The 19,048-nt window shown below is 69.0% G+C and carries 18 protein-coding genes; 12 read left to right on the top strand and 6 right to left on the bottom strand.

All coding sequences use genetic code 11. The annotated features are described in order from the left end of the window. Positions 1-71 precede the first annotated feature (71 nt). The 4 genes from H4W81_RS34135 (at position 72) to H4W81_RS34120 (ending at position 5,493) form a co-directional block, all read left to right on the top strand. Positions 72-563, top strand: coding sequence for an RDD family protein (locus H4W81_RS34135; RefSeq protein WP_192778564.1), 492 nt, complete (start codon positions 72-74; stop codon positions 561-563). Between the two features lie 390 nt (positions 564-953). Beyond that, positions 954-1,286, top strand: coding sequence for a histone-like nucleoid-structuring protein Lsr2 (locus tag H4W81_RS34130; protein ID WP_192778563.1), 333 nt, complete (start codon positions 954-956; stop codon positions 1,284-1,286). A 312-nt stretch (positions 1,287-1,598) separates the two neighbouring features. Further along, positions 1,599-4,100, top strand: a complete 2,502-nt coding sequence (locus H4W81_RS34125; RefSeq protein ID WP_192778562.1) for an ATP-dependent Clp protease ATP-binding subunit — start codon at positions 1,599-1,601, stop codon at positions 4,098-4,100. A gap of 424 nt (positions 4,101-4,524) precedes the next feature. Beyond that, entirely contained in the window at positions 4,525-5,493 is a 969-nt protein-coding gene (locus tag H4W81_RS34120; RefSeq protein WP_225958931.1) for a TIM barrel protein, read from the top strand. Positions 5,494-6,076: 583 nt separating this feature from the next. Here the strand turns inward: H4W81_RS34120 and H4W81_RS34115 are convergent. Next, positions 6,077-6,943 (bottom strand): HhH-GPD family protein, encoded by an 867-nt coding sequence (locus H4W81_RS34115; RefSeq protein ID WP_318782159.1) that lies wholly within the window; start codon positions 6,941-6,943, stop codon positions 6,077-6,079. Positions 6,944-7,010: 67 nt separating this feature from the next. Between H4W81_RS34115 and H4W81_RS34110 the strand changes: the two genes are divergently transcribed. Then, complete coding sequence (locus H4W81_RS34110; RefSeq protein ID WP_192778561.1) at positions 7,011-7,703, top strand: hypothetical protein; 693 nt, start codon at positions 7,011-7,013, stop codon at positions 7,701-7,703. Between the two features lie 4 nt (positions 7,704-7,707). Here H4W81_RS34110 and disA read toward each other — a convergent pair whose 3' ends face one another. The 5 genes from disA to H4W81_RS34085 form a co-directional block, all read right to left on the bottom strand. After that, a complete protein-coding gene (gene disA, locus H4W81_RS34105) occupies positions 7,708-8,793 on the bottom strand; it encodes a DNA integrity scanning diadenylate cyclase DisA (protein ID WP_192778560.1) in 1,086 nt (361 codons plus the stop codon). 195 nt (positions 8,794-8,988) lie between these two features. After that, a complete protein-coding gene (gene radA, locus H4W81_RS34100; protein ID WP_192778559.1) occupies positions 8,989-10,401 on the bottom strand; it encodes a DNA repair protein RadA in 1,413 nt (470 codons plus the stop codon). Between the two features lie 107 nt (positions 10,402-10,508). Next, a complete protein-coding gene (trxA, locus tag H4W81_RS34095) occupies positions 10,509-10,814 on the bottom strand; it encodes a thioredoxin (protein ID WP_192778558.1) in 306 nt (101 codons plus the stop codon). Further along, the gene (locus H4W81_RS34090) at positions 10,811-11,185 is read right to left on the bottom strand and encodes a MerR family transcriptional regulator (protein WP_192778557.1); all 375 of its coding nucleotides are present in this window, start codon (positions 11,183-11,185) and stop codon (positions 10,811-10,813) included. Before H4W81_RS34090 ends, trxA begins: the two co-directional genes overlap by 4 nt. Positions 11,186-11,225: 40 nt before the next feature. Beyond that, positions 11,226-11,924 carry a class I SAM-dependent methyltransferase gene (locus H4W81_RS34085; RefSeq protein WP_192778556.1) on the bottom strand — a complete coding sequence of 233 codons (699 nt, stop codon included), beginning with the start codon at positions 11,922-11,924 and terminating at the stop codon, positions 11,226-11,228. Between the two features lie 39 nt (positions 11,925-11,963). Between H4W81_RS34085 and H4W81_RS34080 the strand changes: the two genes are divergently transcribed. The 7 genes from H4W81_RS34080 to H4W81_RS34050 all read left to right on the top strand — a co-directional run bounded on the left by H4W81_RS34080 (position 11,964) and on the right by H4W81_RS34050 (position 18,794). Next, positions 11,964-12,773, top strand: coding sequence for a sugar phosphate isomerase/epimerase family protein (locus tag H4W81_RS34080; protein ID WP_192778555.1), 810 nt, complete (start codon positions 11,964-11,966; stop codon positions 12,771-12,773). A gap of 40 nt (positions 12,774-12,813) precedes the next feature. After that, a complete protein-coding gene (locus tag H4W81_RS34075; RefSeq protein ID WP_192778554.1) occupies positions 12,814-13,701 on the top strand; it encodes a class I SAM-dependent methyltransferase in 888 nt (295 codons plus the stop codon). Further along, positions 13,698-14,279 carry a TetR/AcrR family transcriptional regulator gene (locus H4W81_RS34070; protein ID WP_192778553.1) on the top strand — a complete coding sequence of 194 codons (582 nt, stop codon included), beginning with the start codon at positions 13,698-13,700 and terminating at the stop codon, positions 14,277-14,279. Before H4W81_RS34075 ends, H4W81_RS34070 begins: the two co-directional genes overlap by 4 nt. A 79-nt stretch (positions 14,280-14,358) precedes the next feature. Then, positions 14,359-16,452: a (Fe-S)-binding protein gene (locus H4W81_RS34065; RefSeq protein WP_192778552.1), complete on the top strand. Its 2,094-nt coding sequence runs from the start codon at positions 14,359-14,361 to the stop codon at positions 16,450-16,452. 109 nt (positions 16,453-16,561) lie between these two features. Further along, positions 16,562-17,434, top strand: a complete 873-nt coding sequence (locus tag H4W81_RS34060; RefSeq protein ID WP_225958930.1) for a hypothetical protein — start codon at positions 16,562-16,564, stop codon at positions 17,432-17,434. After that, on the top strand, positions 17,431-18,495 hold the full coding sequence (locus H4W81_RS34055) for a glycosyltransferase (protein WP_192778551.1): 1,065 nt from the start codon (positions 17,431-17,433) through the stop codon (positions 18,493-18,495). The genes H4W81_RS34060 and H4W81_RS34055 overlap by 4 nt, the downstream gene beginning before the upstream one ends. 17 nt (positions 18,496-18,512) lie before the next feature. Further along, on the top strand, positions 18,513-18,794 hold the full coding sequence (locus H4W81_RS34050) for a metal-sensitive transcriptional regulator (RefSeq protein WP_192778550.1): 282 nt from the start codon (positions 18,513-18,515) through the stop codon (positions 18,792-18,794). Positions 18,795-19,048: the final 254 nt, after the last annotated feature.

The raw sequence follows: 19,048 nt of genomic DNA, 5'->3' as shown, positions 1-19,048 counted from the left end.
GCTTGACGCCGGCCCCTGATTTCGCGCGTGGGCCCTGTAATCGCGGTCGCCCGCCGTACACAATGGGCGTTATGGTCGCGTCCGGAGTGCCTGCCGTACCCGCGGATTGGTGGGAACGGCTCGCGGCGCGAAGTATTGAGACACTCGTCATCGGTGTCTTCTATTACATTCTGTTCATCGCGGCCTGGGGGTTGTTGCGGACTGTCGGGCTTCTCGACAGCTTCGAGGGGCGGCTGCCCGGGTTGTTCGCCTGGCTCGTGGTCGGCTCGGGTTATGCGGCCTATGACTGCCTCGCGCATTACCGGCGCGGTCGCACGTTCGGCAAGGTGATCATGAAGATTAGGCTGGTGGCCGTACCGGGCCGGAGCCTTACTCGGGGAGATCTGGCGAAACGAGCGCTCCTGTATCCCGGCGCGATGCTCCTCGTGGGGATTCCCGGGGTCAATCTCCTTGCCGGAATCCTCGCGTTCGCCGTGGGGTTGTCCATCTTGATCGACAGGCCGTTCCAGCAGGGGTTCCATGACAGAGTGGCCGGCTCCCGAGTGATCAAAGAGCCCCGCTGAAGTGTGCATCCACCCCAGATCCAGATTTTTCGGGATTTTCCGGGCGATCGGGTAAGGAGTCTGGAGAGACTGGCATTAGGCTGGGTCTGACACCCCCGCCAGGTAGCCACCGTCTATGGGGCGCTATGGTCGGGGCGGGCGGCGACCATCCAGCCGCCCGTAGGTGTCGTCGGCAGCTTGTGCATAAAGGGCGCGTCCCCACAAACCTGATGAGGCGCCGTGGGGACGGAATGCAGCCGCTGGACATCGTCCAAACCGGGCGGATCCACCGGAGAACCAGACCTGGCTCACTAGTCAGCGGAATCCGCGAAGCGCTGAATTGTCTCGCTGCCTTTTCGGGTATATGTTTGGCAGGCGAATGAAACAATGCTCCGGGAAAGGATTCCGTAGATGGCCAAGCAGATCCAGGAGATTCTCATCGATGACCTCGATGGGGGCGAGGCCAATGAGACGGTCAGCTTCGCCATTGACGGGGCGTCCTATGAGATTGACCTCAGCGTCGATAACGCCAAGAAGCTGCGCGACGCGCTGTCGCCTTTCCAGCAGGCCGCACGCAAGTCGGGTGCTGCCACCGCGCGTCGCAGGGTGCGGGGCGGCACGCGTTCGATGAGCCGTGAGAAGAGCTCGGAGATTCGGCAGTGGGCCAAGGCTCACGGGCTCCCCGTCAGCGAGCGCGGCAGGATCGCCTCCACCGTCGTGGAGAAGTACGAAGCGGCTCACTGACATCATGCGCTTATGACGATCGCCTAGAACCCCGGAGATCGCCATAAGCGCATGATCGTGTTTGCCTGCGAATACCGGGCGTGTCGCGCAGCCGATCGCCAGGTGGGTAAACGTCGTTCGCTTGCGGCGTATCGGGAACACAGCACCCCCAGACAGTAGTTGGATGGAGGGTGAACGCCCTGCTCTCGGGGAACGTCTCTGCTATAGAGCGTGTCAGCGGCAAGAGGCATGGTTCGCCGAGCCAGGGCTAGCATGCGGGAGGACGGGACCGGATTTACCGGCCTGACTGACCGCTCTGTGAGGAGCGACAAGATGTTCGAGAGGTTCACCGACCGAGCAAGGCGGGTTGTCGTGCTGGCCCAAGAAGAGGCCAGGATGCTCAACCACAACTACATCGGCACTGAGCACATTCTTCTTGGTTTGATCCATGAAGGTGAGGGCGTAGCCGCCAAGGCTCTGGAGAGCCTCGGCATCAGCCTTGAGGGTGTGCGCCAGCAGGTCGAGGAGATCATCGGCCAGGGCCAGTCGGCTCCGTCGGGGCACATTCCGTTCACCCCGCGGGCCAAGAAGGTTCTTGAGCTGTCGCTCCGTGAGGCTTTGCAACTGGGTCACAACTACATCGGCACCGAGCACATCCTGCTCGGGCTCATCCGTGAGGGTGAGGGTGTGGCAGCCCAGGTGCTGGTCAAGCTTGGAGCCGATCTCAACCGTGTGCGGCAGCAGGTCATCCAGCTGCTCCACGGCTACCAGGGCAAGGAGCCGGCCGCCGCGGGTGGTCCGCAGGAGTCCGCGCCTTCCACCTCCCTGGTGCTCGACCAGTTCGGCCGCAACCTGACCCAGGCGGCCCGCGAGGGCAAGCTGGATCCGGTCATCGGCCGTGAGAAGGAGATCGAGCGGGTCATGCAGGTCCTCTCCAGGAGGACCAAGAACAACCCCGTTCTCATCGGCGAGCCCGGCGTCGGCAAGACCGCCGTCGTCGAGGGCCTGTCACAGAAGATCGTCAGGGGCGAGGTGCCCGAGACGCTGAAGGACAAGCAGCTCTACACGCTTGACCTCGGCGCCTTGGTCGCGGGCTCCCGCTACCGCGGTGACTTCGAGGAGCGCCTGAAGAAGGTGCTCAAGGAGATCCGCACGCGCGGCGACATCATCCTGTTCATCGACGAGCTCCACACGCTCGTCGGCGCGGGCGCCGCGGAGGGCGCGATCGACGCCGCCAGCATCCTCAAGCCGATGCTGGCCCGTGGCGAGCTGCAGACCATCGGCGCCACCACTCTCGACGAGTACCGCAAGTACCTCGAGAAGGACGCCGCTCTGGAGCGCCGCTTCCAGCCGATCCAGGTGGCCGAGCCGTCGCTCAGCCACACGATCGAGATCCTCAAGGGTCTGCGCGACCGCTACGAGGCGCACCACCGCGTCTCGATCACCGATGGCGCGCTGGTCGCCGCCGCGCAGCTGGCCGACCGCTACATCAGCGACCGCTACCTGCCCGACAAGGCGATCGACCTCATCGACGAGGCCGGTTCCCGGATGCGCATCCGCAGGATGACCGCTCCGCCGGACCTGCGCGAGTACGACGAGAAGATCGCCAACGTCCGTCGCGACAAGGAGTCCGCGATCGACGCGCAGGACTTCGAGAAGGCGGCTGCCCTCCGCGACCAGGAGAAGCAGCTCCAGCTCAAGCGCGAGCGTCGCGAGAAGGAGTGGAAGGCCGGCGACATGGACGTCGTGGCCGAGGTCACCGAGGAGCTCATCGCCGAGGTCCTGGCCACCGCCACCGGCATCCCGGTCTTCAAGCTGACCGAGGAGGAGTCCCAGCGCCTGCTCCGCATGGAGGACGAGCTCCACAAGCGGATCATCGGCCAGGACGACGCCATCAAGGGCCTGTCGCGGTCCATCCGGCGCACCCGCGCCGGTCTGAAGGACCCGCGCCGTCCCGGCGGCTCGTTCATCTTCGCCGGCCCGTCCGGTGTCGGTAAGACCGAGCTGTCCAAGGCTCTGGCGGAGTTCCTCTTCGGCGACGAAGACGCTCTGATCATGCTGGACATGTCGGAGTTCATGGAGAAGCACACCGTCTCCAGGCTGTTCGGCTCGCCTCCCGGCTACGTCGGGTACGAGGAGGGCGGCCAGCTGACGGAGAAGGTGCGGCGCAAGCCGTTCTCCGTGGTCCTGTTCGACGAGATCGAGAAGGCCCACCCCGACATCTTCAACTCGCTGCTGCAGATCCTGGAAGACGGTCGCCTGACCGACGCCCAGGGCCGGGTGGTCGACTTCAAGAACACGGTCATCATCATGACCACCAACCTCGGTACCCGCGACATCTCCAAGGGCATCGGGGTCGGGTTCGCGAAGTCCAACGACGCCGAGTCGAACTACGACCGGATGAAGTCCAAGGTGCAGGAGGAGCTCAAGCAGCACTTCCGGCCCGAGTTCCTCAACCGTGTCGACGACATCGTGGTCTTCCACCAGCTCACCATGAACGAGATCATCAAGATCGTCGATCTGATGCTCGCTCAGGTGGACGAGCGGCTGAAGGACCGCGACATGCGCCTCGACGTCAGCCCGGCCGCCAAGCAGCTGCTGGCCGACCGCGGTTACGACCCGGTCATGGGTGCTCGTCCGCTCCGCCGTACGATCCAGCGCGAGCTGGAGGACTCTCTCTCCGAGAAGATCCTGTACGGCGAGCTGCGTCCCGGCCAGGTGGTCAAGGTCGGCATCGAGGGTGAGGGCGACGCCGCCAAGTTCACCTTCACCGGCGAGGCCGCCTCGCAGGTCCCCGACTCGGCCGCGTCCATCGTGGAGCCGATCAAGAAGTAGCAACCGGCACAACGGGCCCGCGCGGTATTCTCCGCGCGGGCCCTTTGCCGTCTTGCTCTTTCTTTCTCGTACGGCAAGCCACCGTAAGCGCCACCCTCGTCACCGGCCAGGCTCCTTCCAGGGAAACGCTCCTCGAGCTCACCGGCCGACCGCCGCAACGGCGATCCGTCACGCCGCCTTCGAAGCGTTTTGGGGGCATGCATCGGTTCGATGTCGGATCGGAACTCCAGGTGGAGATCGGCTATACCGCCACCAGAAGTAGTACTACAATCTGTAGAGCAAAGAAGAGTCGCCAAGTCCCGCACAAGTGGCCCGCAAGACGGCGTCCCTACGTTGGACTCATCCCTGGGGCGTACGAAGGAATCAACCCAGGGCGGACGCGCAGGCGCCCGTCGGGCGGGCAAGCTCGGCACAGTCCGAGGCGATGGACACAGACACCCAGTGCAAGCCGTGGAGGAAGCCGATGCGCCTGCGTCACGATGACGGAACGCTCGTTCACTTGGCCTACAACGCCGGCGTGCACCCCGCGGAAGACCTCGAGAACCTGATCGCCCACCTCACCCGCTATGCCGTGCCGGTGCGCAAGCGCCTCGGCGTGGAGCGGATGGGTGTGGGGCTGTGGCTGTCACCCGCGGTCGCCGACCACCTGACCGCCGACCGCATCGAGCTGGTCCGGCTGCGCCGTTCGCTGGAGGAGCGCGGGCTGGAGGTCGTCAGCCTGAACGGCACCGGCGGACGCAACCAGGAAGTGCCAGGCCCCGACTGGGCCAAGCCCGAGCGCTACCGCTACACGATGGCCCTCGCGAGGATCCTCGCCTTCCTGCTGCCCGAGGACGTGCGGTTCGGCAGCATCTCCACTATCCCGATCGGGTGGCGCCGCGACTGGCCCGCCGACCTTCACTCGATCGCCACGCGCAGGCTCGAACGGCTGGCCAGGGAGCTGCGCGGCATCCACAGCGTGACCGGCAAGACGATCAGGGTGGGCTTCGAGCCCTGGCCCGGATGCGTGCTGGAGACGACCGAGCAGGCCGTCGAGCGGGTGGGCGGCATCGACTCCGAGCACCTCGGGGTCTGTCTCGACGCGTGCCACCTGGCCTGCGGGGGCGGCGAGGAGTCCGGCGCGGCGCTGCGAGGGCTGGCCGCTGTGGGGGCGCCCGTCGTCAAGCTGGGGCACGTCCACAACCACACCGACACGGGCGCGGTGCTGCACGACACGCTCAACGCGATCCTGTCGGGCGCGGTCAACGGGACCGCGCACATCGAGGTCGAGACCCACAACCTGATGGTGCCGGGCCGGGCGAAGGGTCCTGGCGCGCTGGTGTCCCTGCTGGCTGAGGAGCTCGACTGGGCCCGCACCAACCTCACCGCCCTGGGTCTCCAACTCGCCGCCTGACCCGAACCGGACATCCCGGCCCGAGGTCGCGACCCCACTCCGAACCGGCCCGAGGTCGCGACCTCACTATGGGCCCGGCCCGAGGTCGCGACCTCACTATGGGCCCGGCCCGAGGGTGCCAACGCAGGACCCGGCGGCGGTCCCCCGGACCCATCCGAGCCGAACCCCGGGCCGAGGTCCCCGTCTCATCCCCGAGTCGGAGGGCGCTCACCCCTGAACCGAGGGTCCCGAGCTCGAGTCGAGGGTCACGCCCTCCGAGCTGAGGGGTCGAGCTCGAGTCGAGGGTCACGCCCTCCGAGCCGAGGGGTCCGAGTCCGAGTCGAGAATTACGTGTCCCTGGATCGAGGGTCCGGGCCCGAGCTGAGGATCACGCGTCCCTGAATCGAGGGTTCCGAGCCCGAGCTGAGGGCTCCGGGCCCGAAGTTGAGGGGCCGATCAGGAGAACCCCGGGGGCCTGACGACCCGTAGGCCCAGGTGCGGCGATGAGGGCGTGGTCGGTGGTCGGGGGAGCATGGCCGTCGTCGAGGTTTCGTTGGTGGGGAGCGGCGAGGGTCAGGGCGGCTGGGTCAGGTAGGGAGGCGGGTCAGGCAGGGAGGCGGTAGGTGCCGTCGGACATGACCTCCGCCAGGCCATCCGTGACCAGCCCGTCCAGGGCGCGTTCCCGCTGGATCGGTTCGTCCCACACCACGTCCAGCGCCGCCTTGGGGACGGGCCCGTGCGCCGCCCGCAACACCGCGAGCAGGCGTCCCCTGCACTGCCGATCGGTGCCGTCGTACGTCTGGCCCCTGCGCGCCACCCCCGGCGGCCTGCCCGCCAGCCGCCAAGCGCACACCGTTTGAACCGGGCACGCCCCGCACTGTGGGCTGCGGGCCGTACAGACGAGGGCGCCGAGTTCCATGACCGCCACGCCCCAGAGCGGCGCGCCCACCGCCGGCAGCAGATCGAGGGCCAGGCGGCGCTCGGCGGCCGTGGTGGCGTTCGGGGGATACTCCTCGCCCCGCACCGCCCGGCCCAGGACGCGGCGGACGTTGGTGTCGAGGATGGGATGCGTGCCGCCGAAGGCGAAACTGGCGACGGCCGCCGCGGTGTACTCGCCGATGCCGGGCAGCGAGAGCAGCGTCGCGTGGTCGGCGGGCACCTCGCCGCCGTGCTCGGCCGTGATGGCCTTGGCGCAGGCGTGCAGGCGCAGGGCGCGGCGCGGGTAGCCGAGGCGGCCCCAGTGGCGTACGGCCTCGCCTGGGGGCTGTGCGGCGAGGTCGGCGGGGGCGGGCCAGCGCTCCATCCACTGCTCCCAGACCGGCAGCACCCTGACGACGGGGGTCTGCTGCAGCATGATCTCGCTGACCAGAATTCCCCAGGGCGTGGCGTCGGAGCGGCGCCAGGGAAGATCGCGGGCATTGTCCGCGTACCAGTCGAGAATGGGCTCTCGTAGGAGGTTCGGGTCGGCCACCCGCCCAGCGTAGTGCGTTACGGCGTGTCGTCACGCTGCGTGCGCAAGGAATAAGCATGCTGTGCGTATGGATCCGGATACTCTGCGTGGCGGCTCTGGCGATGTCTACTGGCGGCGGCGCATGACCGTGCTCGTCGGAGTGCTGGTCGTCGTGGCCGTGGTGGCCTGGGCCTGTTCCGGCAGCCCCGACGGACCGCAGAGCACGTCCAGCGGCACGTCGGCGCCGAGCTCGTCGGCGTCGGAGCAATCGGTGCTGGCGGGGTTGCCCACAGTGACGATGGCGCCCACGCCGACGCCCAAGCCGTCCAGGCCGGGCAAGCCGCGAGCGGCGCTCCCTGTCACGCCTACGCCGAAGCCGAAGCCGAAGCCGGGCATGCCGTGCGCGGAGAAGGACCTGGTGCTCAACCTCCAGGGACGCCAGGAGGTCTACGGCGCGGGCGCCCGTCCGAACTTCCTGGTCACCCTGGTGAACACGGGCCCGGTCATGTGCGTGGCCGATGTGGGGGCGCGCTCGATGGAGGTCCGGATCACCTCGGGCAGCGATCGGGTGTGGTCGACCTCCGACTGCGTCAACGGTGAGGGCGTGGAGCTGCGCAGGCTGGAGCGCGGGATCCCCTATGTCCGCAGCCTCGACTGGGACCGCCGCCGCTCAGGGAGCGAGTGTGGAGGCACGCGGGCCGCGGCGCTGCCCGGCACGTACGTGGCCGTGGTGCGCACCGGCGGGCTGCGCAGCCCGAAGGCCGTCTTCCACCTGCGCTGACGGGCTACACGTAGCGTTCGAGGATGCTGGACTCGGCCAGCCTGGACAGCCCCTCGCGGACGCTGCGGGCGCGCGACTCGCCGACGCCGCCGACCGCCTGGAGGTCGTCGATGCTGGCCGCGAGCAGCTTCTGCAGCCCGCCGAAGTGGTCGACCAGCCGGTCGACGACGGTGGCGGGCAGCCTGGGGACCTTGGCGAGCAGGCGGAAGCCGCGCGGGCTCGCGGGGCTGTCGAGGGTCTCGCTGGCCCCCCGGCCGAGCACCTTCGCCACCGCGGACAGGTCGAGCAGCTCGCTGGCCGACAGGGCGTCGAAGCCCTGCAGGACGTCGGTGACCTTGCGCTTGCCGCGCGCCGCCGAGGTGGGCAGGTAGTCGCGGACGATCAGCTCGCGGTCGGAGTCGACGCCCGCCACCAGCTCGTCGAGCTGGAGGGAGAGCAGCCGCCCGTCGGTGCCGAGCTCGACGACGTAGCCCTGGATCTCCTCGGAGATCCTGCGCACCATCTCGAGCCGCTGGGCGACCGCGGCGACGTCGCGGACCGTGACGAGGTCTTCGATCTCGAGCGCGGACAGCGTGCCGGAGACCTCGTCGAGGCGGTGCTTGTAGCGCTCGAGCGTGGCCAGGGCCTGGTTGGCCTTGGAGAGGATCGCCGCCGACTCCTCCAGGACGTAGCGGATGCCGTCGAGGTAGAGGGCGATGATGCGCATCGACTTGCTGATCGCGATGATCGGGTAGCCGGTCTGCCTGGCGACGCGCTGCGCCGTGCGGTGCCTGGTGCCCGACTCGTCGGTCGGGATCGAGGGGTCGGGCACGAGATGCACGGCCGCGCGCACGAGCTTGTGGTCGTCGCTGCGCAGCACGATGGCGCCGTCCATCTTGGCCAGCTCGCGCAGCCTCGTCGCGGAGAACTCCACGTCGAGTTCGAAGCCGCCGCTGCACAGCTCCTCGACCACGCTGTCGTAGCCGAGCACGATGAGCCCGCCCGTCTGGCCGCGCAGGATGCGCTCCAGACCGTCTCTCAGTGCCGTGCCCGGAGCGACCGAGGCAAGGGCTGTGCGACGACGGTCGTCAAGACTCCTGTCGTTTGCCACCTGACCCCCGTGTCCTAGTCAAATCTCAGCTTACCGGCCGACCTCCGCCGTCCGCCGCTGACGCTTTACTTCTCCGTCGTCTACGGCAAGCCAACGATAGGCCAAGGCAGCCCCATGGCCGGCCCACGTCCTTCACGCTACTGCGGGCCCATGCGGCGGGGCGCCGTTACGCCAGGTTTTCCGAAAAAGCCAAGGTCAGGTGACGTGCGTGAGCGCGTCCCAGACGTTCTCCGCCTCCATCACCTCGAACCCGGGCGCGAAGGCGACGGGCCCGACGGGGACGAGAGCCCGTTCCTCGTCGGGGCGGCGGCGGCCGCCGTCCTCGAGGGAGCCGCGGGGCACCAGCGCCCGCTTGAACCCCAGCCGCGCCGCCTCGGACAGCCGGCGGCGGACGTCGCGCACCGGCCGCAGCTCGCCGGCCAGCCCCACCTCGCCCAGCGCGATGAGCCCCGAGGGAAGCGGCTTGTCGCCGGCGGCGCTCGCCACGGCGAGCATGACGGACAGATCGACCGCGGGGTCGGCCAGCTTGATGCCGCCGACGGTGGCGGTGAAGACGTCGCAGCCGCCCAGGCGGGCGTTGAGCCTGCGTTCGAGGACGGCCAGGACCATCTGCACGCGGTAGGGGTCGAGGCCGGAGGAGGTGCGGCGCGGCTGCTGCGCCTCGGTGCGGGCGACGAGCGCCTGCACCTCGGCGGGAAGCGGGCGGGTGCCCTCGACGGTGACGGTGACGCAGGTGCCGGGAACCGGCTCGCTGCGCCGCGAGACGAACAGCCCGCTGGGGTCGGTGATGCCCTCGATGCCGCGTTCGTGGAGGTCGAAGCAGCCGACCTCGTCGGTGGGGCCGAACCTGTTCTTGATCGCGCGGACCATGCGCAGCCGGGAGTGGCGGTCGCCCTCGAAGTTGAGCACCACGTCGACGAGGTGCTCGAGGGTGCGGGGGCCGGCGATCGAGCCCTCCTTGGTGACGTGGCCGACCAGCACGGTGGCCATGTTGCGCTCCTTGGCCAGCCGGACGAGATTGGCCGCCACCTCGCGCACCTGCGTCACGCCGCCGGGGACGCCGGTGGCCTGCGCCGAGCCGACGGTCTGCACGGAGTCGACGACGAGCAACTGGGGCTCGACCTTCTCCACGTGGGTCACCAGCGCCGACAGCTCGGTCTCGGCGGCGAGGTAGAGGTTGTCGCGGATCGCGCCGATGCGGTCGGCCCGCAGGCGCACCTGGGCGGCGGACTCCTCGCCCGTGACGTAGAGGACGGTGGACCGCTCGGCGATGCGGGCGGCGGCCTCGAGCAGCAGCGTGGACTTGCCGATGCCGGGCTCGCCGGCCAGCAGCAGGACGGCGCCGGGCACCAGACCGCCGCCCAGCACGCGGTCGAGCTCGCTCACGCCGGTGGTGCGGGCGGCCGCGATGTCGGCCTTGACGTGGCCGATGGGGACGGCGGGGCCGCTGGTCGCGCCCGGCTGCACCACGTGGACGCCCGCCCGTGCGCCTTCTTCGTCGACCGTGCCCCACGCCTGGCACTCGCCGCACCTGCCGACCCACTTGGTGGTGCGCCAACCGCACTCGGCGCAGCGGTAACCGGGCTTCTGTGCGGTCTTGGGTGCCATGCCGAGCAGGCTAGCCTGCTCCGCCGACAATCCGCCGCCCCCCGATCGGATCAGCCCGACGCGATCGGTTCGGCACGACCGGGCCCGGGCAGGACACGGCGAGTGGGTCAGGACAGGCCGAGCTCTGCCTCCAGCAAGCGCTTGGGCTTGGCGCCGACGACCTGCTTGACTGGCTCGCCGTTCTCGAACAGCAGCAGCGTGGGGATGCCCATGATGCCGTAGCGGGTCATGATCTCGGGGTTCTCGTCGGTGTTCAGCTTGCCGATCGTGAGCCCGCGCTCGGCCTCGATCTGCTCGAGGACGGGCGCGACCATCCTGCACGGACCGCACCACTCCGCCCAGAAGTCCACCAGGACGGGCTCGGAGCTCTTGAGCACGAGCTCCTCGAAGTTGTCGGTGGTCAGCTTGATCATGTCTCTCCCTTGGCGAAGCATCCAGAGCAGCTCTTGCCGAGTTGTCCCGCGACCTCGGCGCGCCGGGCCAGCAGGACGCGGATCTCCTCGTCGATCTCCGCGAGCTTGCGCCGTGAGACGGCCATCGACTCCGCGCAGGAGGAGCCCGTGGCGTGCCCCGCGCGCAGGCAGTCGACGAACGGCCTGGCGTCCTCGAGCGTGAAGCCCACGGTCAGCAGCGAACGGATCTCGCTGACCAGCTCGACGTCCGAAGGGTCGTAGTGGCGATAGCCGTTGGTCCCCCTGCGTGCCTTGATCAGTCCGTGCTGCTCGTAGTAACGCAGGGAGCGGGCGCTCACGCCGGTCAGTTCGGCAAGCTCTCCGATCCGCATGCCTCCAAGCTAAACCCTGACACCGGTGACAAGGTCAAGCTCAGAAGTAGCGCCAGCGGAGCACGTTCGGATACGGCAGCTCGAGCCCCGGGGTCTCGGCGATGGCCTCCTCCGCCACCTCGTGGGAGAACTCGATGCGCAGCACGTCCTCCAGGTCGGCCCTGTGCTGGAAGACCATGCGGAGGTCGAGCGTGTCGCGCTGCCAGCCGTGGCGGGACCAGAAGTTCTCGACCGTCCTGGCGGAATAGGAGGGCACCGTGCGCTGGAACCAGCGGCCGAAGGCGCCGCGCGTGGCGTCGAGGTCGATGACGAAGGCGGCGCCGCCCCGCCGTACGACGCGGTCGAGCTCGCGCAGGCCGGGCTCGCAGCCGGGGCCGAAGAAGTAGGCCCAGCGGGCGACGGCCACGTCGACGCTCGCGTCGGGCAGCGGCAGGTTCTGGGCGGTGGCCGCGTGCACCTTCACGTTGGACAGGCCCGCGCAGCGGCGTCTGGCCAGCTCGACCAGGTCGCCGTGCGGCTCCACGCCCGCCACCTTCGCGGCGGAGGCGGCGAAGATCGGCAGGTGGTATCCGGCGCCGCAGCCGATGTCGAGGACGGTCGCGCCGTCCCAGTGCCGGATGGCGCGCATGGCCGCGTTCGCCTTGCCCTCGGGGTCGACCGCGCGGTTCTCCACCTCGTAGATCTTGGGTGCGTTCCAGATGTTGGGGCTGGGGATCGCCCCGTTCGCGATGCGCGGCATGGTTCAACGGTACGAGGTCCGGCGGCATACGCTGGCAGCGTGGCAGATGTCATCCGCGTGCCCAATGCGAAGATCGCATTGTCCACGGCTTCGGTATATCCGGAACGCACCCCGGACGCCTTCGAGCTGGCCGCGCGCCTCGGCTACGACGGTGTTGAGATCATGGTGGGCGCCGATCCGGTCAGCCAGGACATCGACGTGATCGAACGGTTGTCCGACCACTACGGCGTCCCGGTCCTGGCGATCCACGCGCCGTGTCTGCTGGTCACCCAGCGGGTGTGGGGGCGCGACCCGTGGGCGAAGCTGCTGAAGGCGCAGAAGGCCGCCGAGCGGCTCGGCGCGCAGACTGTCGTGGTGCATCCGCCGTTCCGCTGGCAGCGCGACTACGCGCGCGACTTCGAGAACGGCCTGGCGCGGATGCGCGAGGAGACCGACGTGATCTTCGCGGTGGAGAACATGTTCCCGCTGAAGGCGCGTGGCAACGACGTCGTGCCGTACTCACCTGACTGGAATCCGATCGACTACGCCTTTCCGCAGGTCACGCTCGACCTGTCGCACACGGCGGTCTCGGGCTCCGACGCGATGGAGATGGCGGTCAAGCTCGGCGACCGGCTGGCGCACCTGCACCTGGCCGACGGTCTCGGGGTCAGCAACAAGGACGAGCACCTGGTGCCGGGCCGGGGCAACCAGCCGTGCGCGGCGGTCCTCGAACGGCTGGCCGGCACCGGCTTCGGCGGGCTGGTCGTTCTGGAGATCAACACGCGCAAGGCGGCCAGCCGTACCGAGCGGATCGACGATCTGGCCGAGGGGCTCGCCTTCGCCAGGCTGCATCTGGCGGCGTCTCAATGAGCGGCGTCTAGATGGTCAGCGAGTGGGGCAAAGTGTTCTCATGAGTGTCACTGGCCCCTCTCGCGCGCTTGGCAGGGTGTTCGACCGGGTCGCCGATGCCTACGACGCCGCCCGGCCCGGCTACCCCGACGAGCTGTTCCGCGCTCTGTCGGAGGTCTCGGGGATCCCGCTGGCCGGCGCGACCGTGGTGGACGTGGGCGCGGGCACCGGCATCTCCAGCCGCGCGCTGCGCGCCCGTGGCGCCCGGGTGGTCGCCGTCGACCCGGGGCGCGAGATGCTCGCGCGCCTGGTGGCCCGAGACCGCTCAGGTACGGCACAGCGAGCCGGCCAGACGCCGGCCCGTGAGGGGCAGCCCGTGGGCTCTCCGGGGGCCGAGGCGGCGGACGCGCCGGACGAAGAAGGACGACTCGAGTCAGGCGCAAGCGCATCGGGCCGGTTGGTCGTGGTGCAGGGCGACGGAAACGCGCTCCCGATCAGGGACGGCGGCGCCGACCTGGTGACCTACGCCCAGTCGTGGCACTGGCTCGACCCCGTGACCTCCGTCGCCGAGGCCAGGAGGGCGCTGCGGCCGGGAGGCGCGATCGCCGCCTGGTGGAACACGACCGACGCGGGCAAGGCCGACTGGCTGGCCGCCTACGAGGTGCGCCTGGCCGAGTCGTGCCCGACCTACTGGGGTCCCGCGCTGCCCGAGTGGCGGGTGCCGCAGATCGCCGCCGCGCTGCGGGTGGAGGAGCGCTGGCTGCACTGGACCCGCCTGGTGGCGGTGGAGGAGTTCCTGCTCGACCTGCGCTCCCACTCCTACATGGCGGCCCTGACCCAGGAGGCCGCCGACGAGCTGGTCGACAGGCAGCGGGCGGAGCTGATCAGGGTCTTCCCCGACGGCCTGCTCACCGTGCCGATGCGCGTCTACCTGGCGGTCGGCAGGTGACCGTCAACCGGCGCACGGGACGCAGGCCGGGGGCGGCCGACACCCGCGGCGAGATCCTCGCCGCGGCCCGGCAGGTGTTCGCGGAGAAGGGCTTCGACAAGGCGACGATCCGCGGCATCGCCCGCGAGGCGGCGGTGGACCCCGCGCTCGTGCACCACTACTTCGACACCAAGGAGGGCCTGTTCGTCGCGGCCATGCAGCTGCCGATCGATCCGGCCCAGGTGGTGCCCCTGGTCCTGGAGGGGCCGCGCGAGGAGGTCGGCGAGCGGCTCGTCAGATTCATCCTGACGGTGACGTCCGACGCCCAGGCCAGGGAGCCGGTGCTCGCGCTGCTCCGGTCGGCGATGACCAACGAGCAGGTCGTCGGCATGATTCGGGAGTTCATCACCAACGCGCTGCTGTATAAGGTGGCCGACGGGCTCGGCGTGTCGCACCTGCGGATGGAGGCGGCCTTCGCCCAGCTCATCGGCGTGGTGCTGGCTCGCTACGTGCTCGCGCTCGAGCCGCTGGCCTCCGCCGATCTGGAGGACCTGGTGGAGCTGCTCGCGCCGACGGTGCAGCGCTATCTGGCTCCATAGAGCAATGTTCTAATATGGCCGTATCGGTGCAAAGTTACTCACCGGTAGGATTGGCCTGACGCCGTCTGTGGGAGGAATCGTGCTCTGGGTAGCCATCATCGGGCTCGCGATGACCGTCGCGGCGGTCGCCGTGGCGGGCCGTCGAGCGCTGTTCCTGTTCAAGCTGGCCACGGTCGGCCCGCCGGCGCCCGAGCGCATCGAGTACGCCAAGGCGCACGCGGGCGACGAGGCCAAGGCCCAGCTGGTCGAGGTGTTCGGCCAGAAGAAGCTGCTGAAGTGGACACCCTCGGGCGTCGCGCACTTCTTCGTCATGTGGGCCTTCTTCATCCTGCTGACCGTCTACATCGAGGCGTACGGCGCGATCATCCAGGGCGCGGTCACTGGGCGGCCGAACTTCCACATCCCGCTGATCGGGCAGTGGTCGGTCCTGGGCTTCCTCCAGGACTTCATCGCGGTCGCGTGTCTGCTCGGCCTCGTGGCGTTCGCGGTGATCCGCGTCAAGAACTCGCCGAAGACGCTGGGCCGCAAGTCGCGCTTCTCCGGCTCCCACCTCGGCGGCGCGTGGCTCGTCCTGTTCATGATCTTCAACATCATCTGGACGCTGTTCCTGGCCCGCGGCGTCGCGGCGGCCAACAACAACCTCCCCTACGACGGCGGCGCCTTCGTCTCGCTGGCCCTGGGGAACGTGCTGCCCGCCAGTCCGCTGCTCGAAGAGATCGCCCTGCTCCTGCACATCGGCTTCATGCTGGTGTTCCTGGTCATCGTGGTGAACTCCAAGCACCTGCACATCTTCACCGCGCCGCTGAACGTGCTGTTCTCCCGCCGCCCCGACGGCCTGGGCGCCGCGCCCGAGATGCGCGTGGACGGCAAGCCCGTCGACTTCGAGGACGAGGACCTCGACCCCGAGAAGCTGGGCAGGGGGAAGATCGGCGACACGACGTGGAAGGGCTTCCTCGACTTCTACTCCTGCACCGAGTGCGGCCGGTGCCAGTCGCAGTGTCCCGCCTGGAACACCGACAAGCCGCTGTCGCCGAAGATGCTCATCCTCGACCAGCGCGACCACGCCTTCAAGGTCGCGCCGTACCTGCTGCAGGGCGACACCAGCCACGCCGACACCGACGTGCTGGCGCTGCTGGAGAAGCCGCTGGTCGGCGAGGAGGGCGTCATCCACCCCGACGTCCTGTGGTCCTGCACCAACTGTGGCGCCTGCGTCGAGCAGTGCCCGGTGGACATCGAGCACATCGACCACATCCTCGACATGCGCCGCTACCAGGTGATGGTGGAGTCGTCGTTCCCGTCCGAGGCGGGAGTGATGGTGAAGAACCTGGAGAACAAGGGCAACCCGTGGGGCATGTCCGAGATGAAGCGGGCCGACTGGATCGAGGAGCTTGACTTCGAGGTCACGCTCATCGACGAGAAGATGCCCGAGGACACCGAGTACCTGTTCTGGGTCGGCTGTGCCGGAGCCCTGGAGGACCGGGCCAAGAAGACCACGAAGGCCGTCGCCGAACTGCTCCACATCGCGGGCGTGAAGTTCGCGGTGCTCGGTCCCGCCGAGGCGTGCACCGGTGACCCGGCCCGCCGCCTGGGCATGGAGTTCCTCTTCAACATGCTCGCCCAGCAGAACATCGAGACGCTGAACGAGGCGGGCGTGAAGAAGATCGTGGCGACCTGCCCCCACTGCTTCAACACGCTGGCCAACGAGTACCCGCAGCTCGGCGGCACCTACGAGGTCGTGCACCACACGCAGCTGCTCGCCAAGCTGGTGGACGAGGGCAAGCTCACCCCGATCACGCCGATCGAGGAGAAGATCACCTACCACGACCCGTGCTTCCTCGGCCGCCACAACAAGGTCTACAGCCAGCCCCGCGACATCATGTCGAAGGTGCCGGGCGTTCAGACGCAGGAGATGCACCGGCACAAGGACAGGGGCTTCTGCTGCGGCGCGGGTGGCGCGCGCATGTGGATGGAGGAGCGCATCGGCAAGCGCATCAACACCGAGCGCGTGGACGAGGCGCTGACCACGAATCCCGACACGGTCTCCACCGCCTGCCCGTTCTGCATGGTGATGCTGGGCGACGCGATCAACGAGAAGAAGAACAGCGGCGAGGCCAAGGAGACGCTGGAGGTCGTCGACGTGGCCCAGCTGTTGATCAAGTCTGTCAAGGGCTGAGTCGGAAGTCCGCAACACCTGGTGTTGCGGACTTTCGCATGTCAGTCGCGCGACAAGGCCGAAAACCTTTCTCCACATAACGGGAAAATCACGGTAACCTCAACGTCGCATGGCTTCATTCGACGGGGAGGGGCTGCGGATGCGCGTCGTCGTGACCGACGCCGAAGTCACCCTGGCTGACGTGCTCTCCCTCCGACTGGCCGTCGACCGCCCGCTGAAACCCGGCATGGAGCTGATCCTGCGTCACCGCGCGACGGGGATCGAGCGCCGCATCTCGCTGGGCGCAGCGGGCGCGGAGGTGCGCGACGCCGCGCTCGCGGTCTCGCTGTCACCGCTGACGCTGACCTCCGGCCGGTGGGACGCCTACCTCGGGGACGACGACGGCCGCACCCGCATCAGGAGCGTCGACCCCGGCTTCTCCCTCGACCATCTCGACACCTACGCGCTGTCGAGGCGCACGCTCGCCTACCGGGCCTACCGCACGCGGAACGGCTTCCTGGCGCTGAAGATCTGCACCGCCGAGCCCGCCGCCGAGGTGCGCGCGGTCTGGTTCAGGGAGGGCCGCTTCGAGGTCACCGGGCTGCTGGCCTACACGGGGCTCGACGACGACGACGCCAGGCACGAGGCCACGCTCTCACTGCAGCGCAGGCGGCCCTCGCGGGCCGATGACACGCCGGACGGCGGGGCGGTGGACGAGGCGGCGGCGACCACGGTGGCCGCCGTCGCGACCGTCCAGGGGGTGCGCTTCCACGCCGCCGTCTCGCTGGTCGACGTGATCGCGGCCGATCCCGAGGGCGCGGGCACCTGGGAGCCTTCGCTGGAGGTGGAGGGTGTGCCGGCGCCGCTGCGCCTCGCCTCCCGGCTGGACGACGTCGACGGCAAGCGCCGCCGCCTGCACTATCCGGCGATGCGGGTGGACGGCGTGCCGGTCCGCCCGTGCTACACCGCCGACGACGAGCTGCGGATCGAGGTGGGCGTGTGAAGGTCAGCCTCGTTCTCCCCTCCGCCTACGTCATGCGGGGAGATGTGCGCGCCGTCCTCAACCTCGCCTCCGACCTGGCCGAGCGGCACGAGGTCGAGGTCATCAGCGTCAGGCGGCAGAAGGAGAAGCCGTTCTTTCCGGTGAGCGGGCGGGTGTCGATGCGCTCACTGATCGACGCCAGGCCCGGGTCGAGGCAGTTGCTGCCGCGTGGCCAGATGCGCACCGAGGTGGCGCTGTGGCGGTTGGTGCGCACGCTCAGGAGTGATGTTCTCATCACCACCCGGCCCGGCATCAGTGTCCAGGCGGCCAGATCGGCCCCGAGGGAGCTGGTCAAGATCGCTTGGGAGTGGGGGCGGCCTGCCGTACCGGCGCCCGTGAAGCGGTTCTACCCCCGGCTCGACGCGGTGGTGACCTCCACCGAGGGGGCGAGGGACGACTGGCGGCGGCTGCTCGAGACCGCGGGTCCCGCGGTCCACGTGGTGCCCGACGCCCTGCCCGGCGGGCCGTGGCCGCGCTCGCGGATGGACAACAGGATCGTGGCGACCGGCGGGCGCCTGGTGGCCGCCCGCGCCTACGACCGGCTGATCAGGGCCTTCGCGATCGTGGCGGACAAGCGCCCCGACTGGCGGCTCAGGCTGTACGGCTCGGGCCCCGAGGAGCGCAGGCTGCGTGACCTGGTGCGCGACCTCAACCTGCACAACCACGTCTACTTCATGGGGACCACGCCCGACCTGGCAGGGGAGTTCGCCAAGGCGTCGATCGTGGCGACCACGTCACGCGCGGAGACGCTCGGGATGACCGTGCTGGAGGCGATGGGCTGCGGCGTGCCCGTGGTGGGTTTCGACGGCGCCACAGGCGCCGCCGAGTACATCGTCACCGGCTACAACGGCGTGCTCGTGCCCGAGGGGGAGATCGAGCTGTACGCCTCGGCCCTGCTCACGCTGGTCGACGACGATCGCAGGCGCAGATCGCTGGCGGCCGGAGCGCTCGAGACCGCCACGGGGCACGCGGCGCCCGAGATCTCGGCGCAGTGGGAACGGCTGATCGCCGACCTCCGCTGACTGGGTACCTTTGATGCATGCATGGGTACAGCGGAGACAAGCAGGCCTATCTGACCCGTCTGCGGCGGATCGAAGGTCAGATCAGGGGCCTGCAGCGCATGGTGGAGGACGATGCCTACTGCATCGACATCCTCACCCAGGTCTCGGCGGCCACGCGGGCGCTCCAGGCGGTGGCCCTCGGGCTGCTGGAGGAGCACATCTCCCACTGCGTGACCGACGCGATCAACTCCGGAGGCCCCGAGGCGGAGGCGAAGGTCAAGGAGGCGTCGGCGGCGATCGCTCGACTCGTCCGCTCGTGACTAGTCATCTCGGGCTTCGGTGAGCTATCAGAAAAACCGTGTCCCGGACCCCGCGGGAGTCCGGGACTAGGTCAATGTGATGGCCTTCAGCGGCTCGCCGAAGTCCGCAATCCGAGCGCGTCGTCGAGTTCGTCCAAGGTCAGCCGCCGCTCGCTGATCGCGACGGCGGTGAGCACCTCGGCGTAGAGCGCAATCTCGTCCAACGCGACACGGTCGTGGACCCGAGAGTCCAGGTCGTCGTGCCCCACCGCGTC

This window comes from Nonomuraea africana (assembly GCF_014873535.1).
In the GTDB taxonomy this organism is placed as follows: Bacteria; Actinomycetota; Actinomycetes; order Streptosporangiales; family Streptosporangiaceae; genus Nonomuraea; species Nonomuraea africana.
Note: the sequence above shows the minus strand (reverse complement) of the source record. Positions and strands in the feature narration are given on the sequence as shown.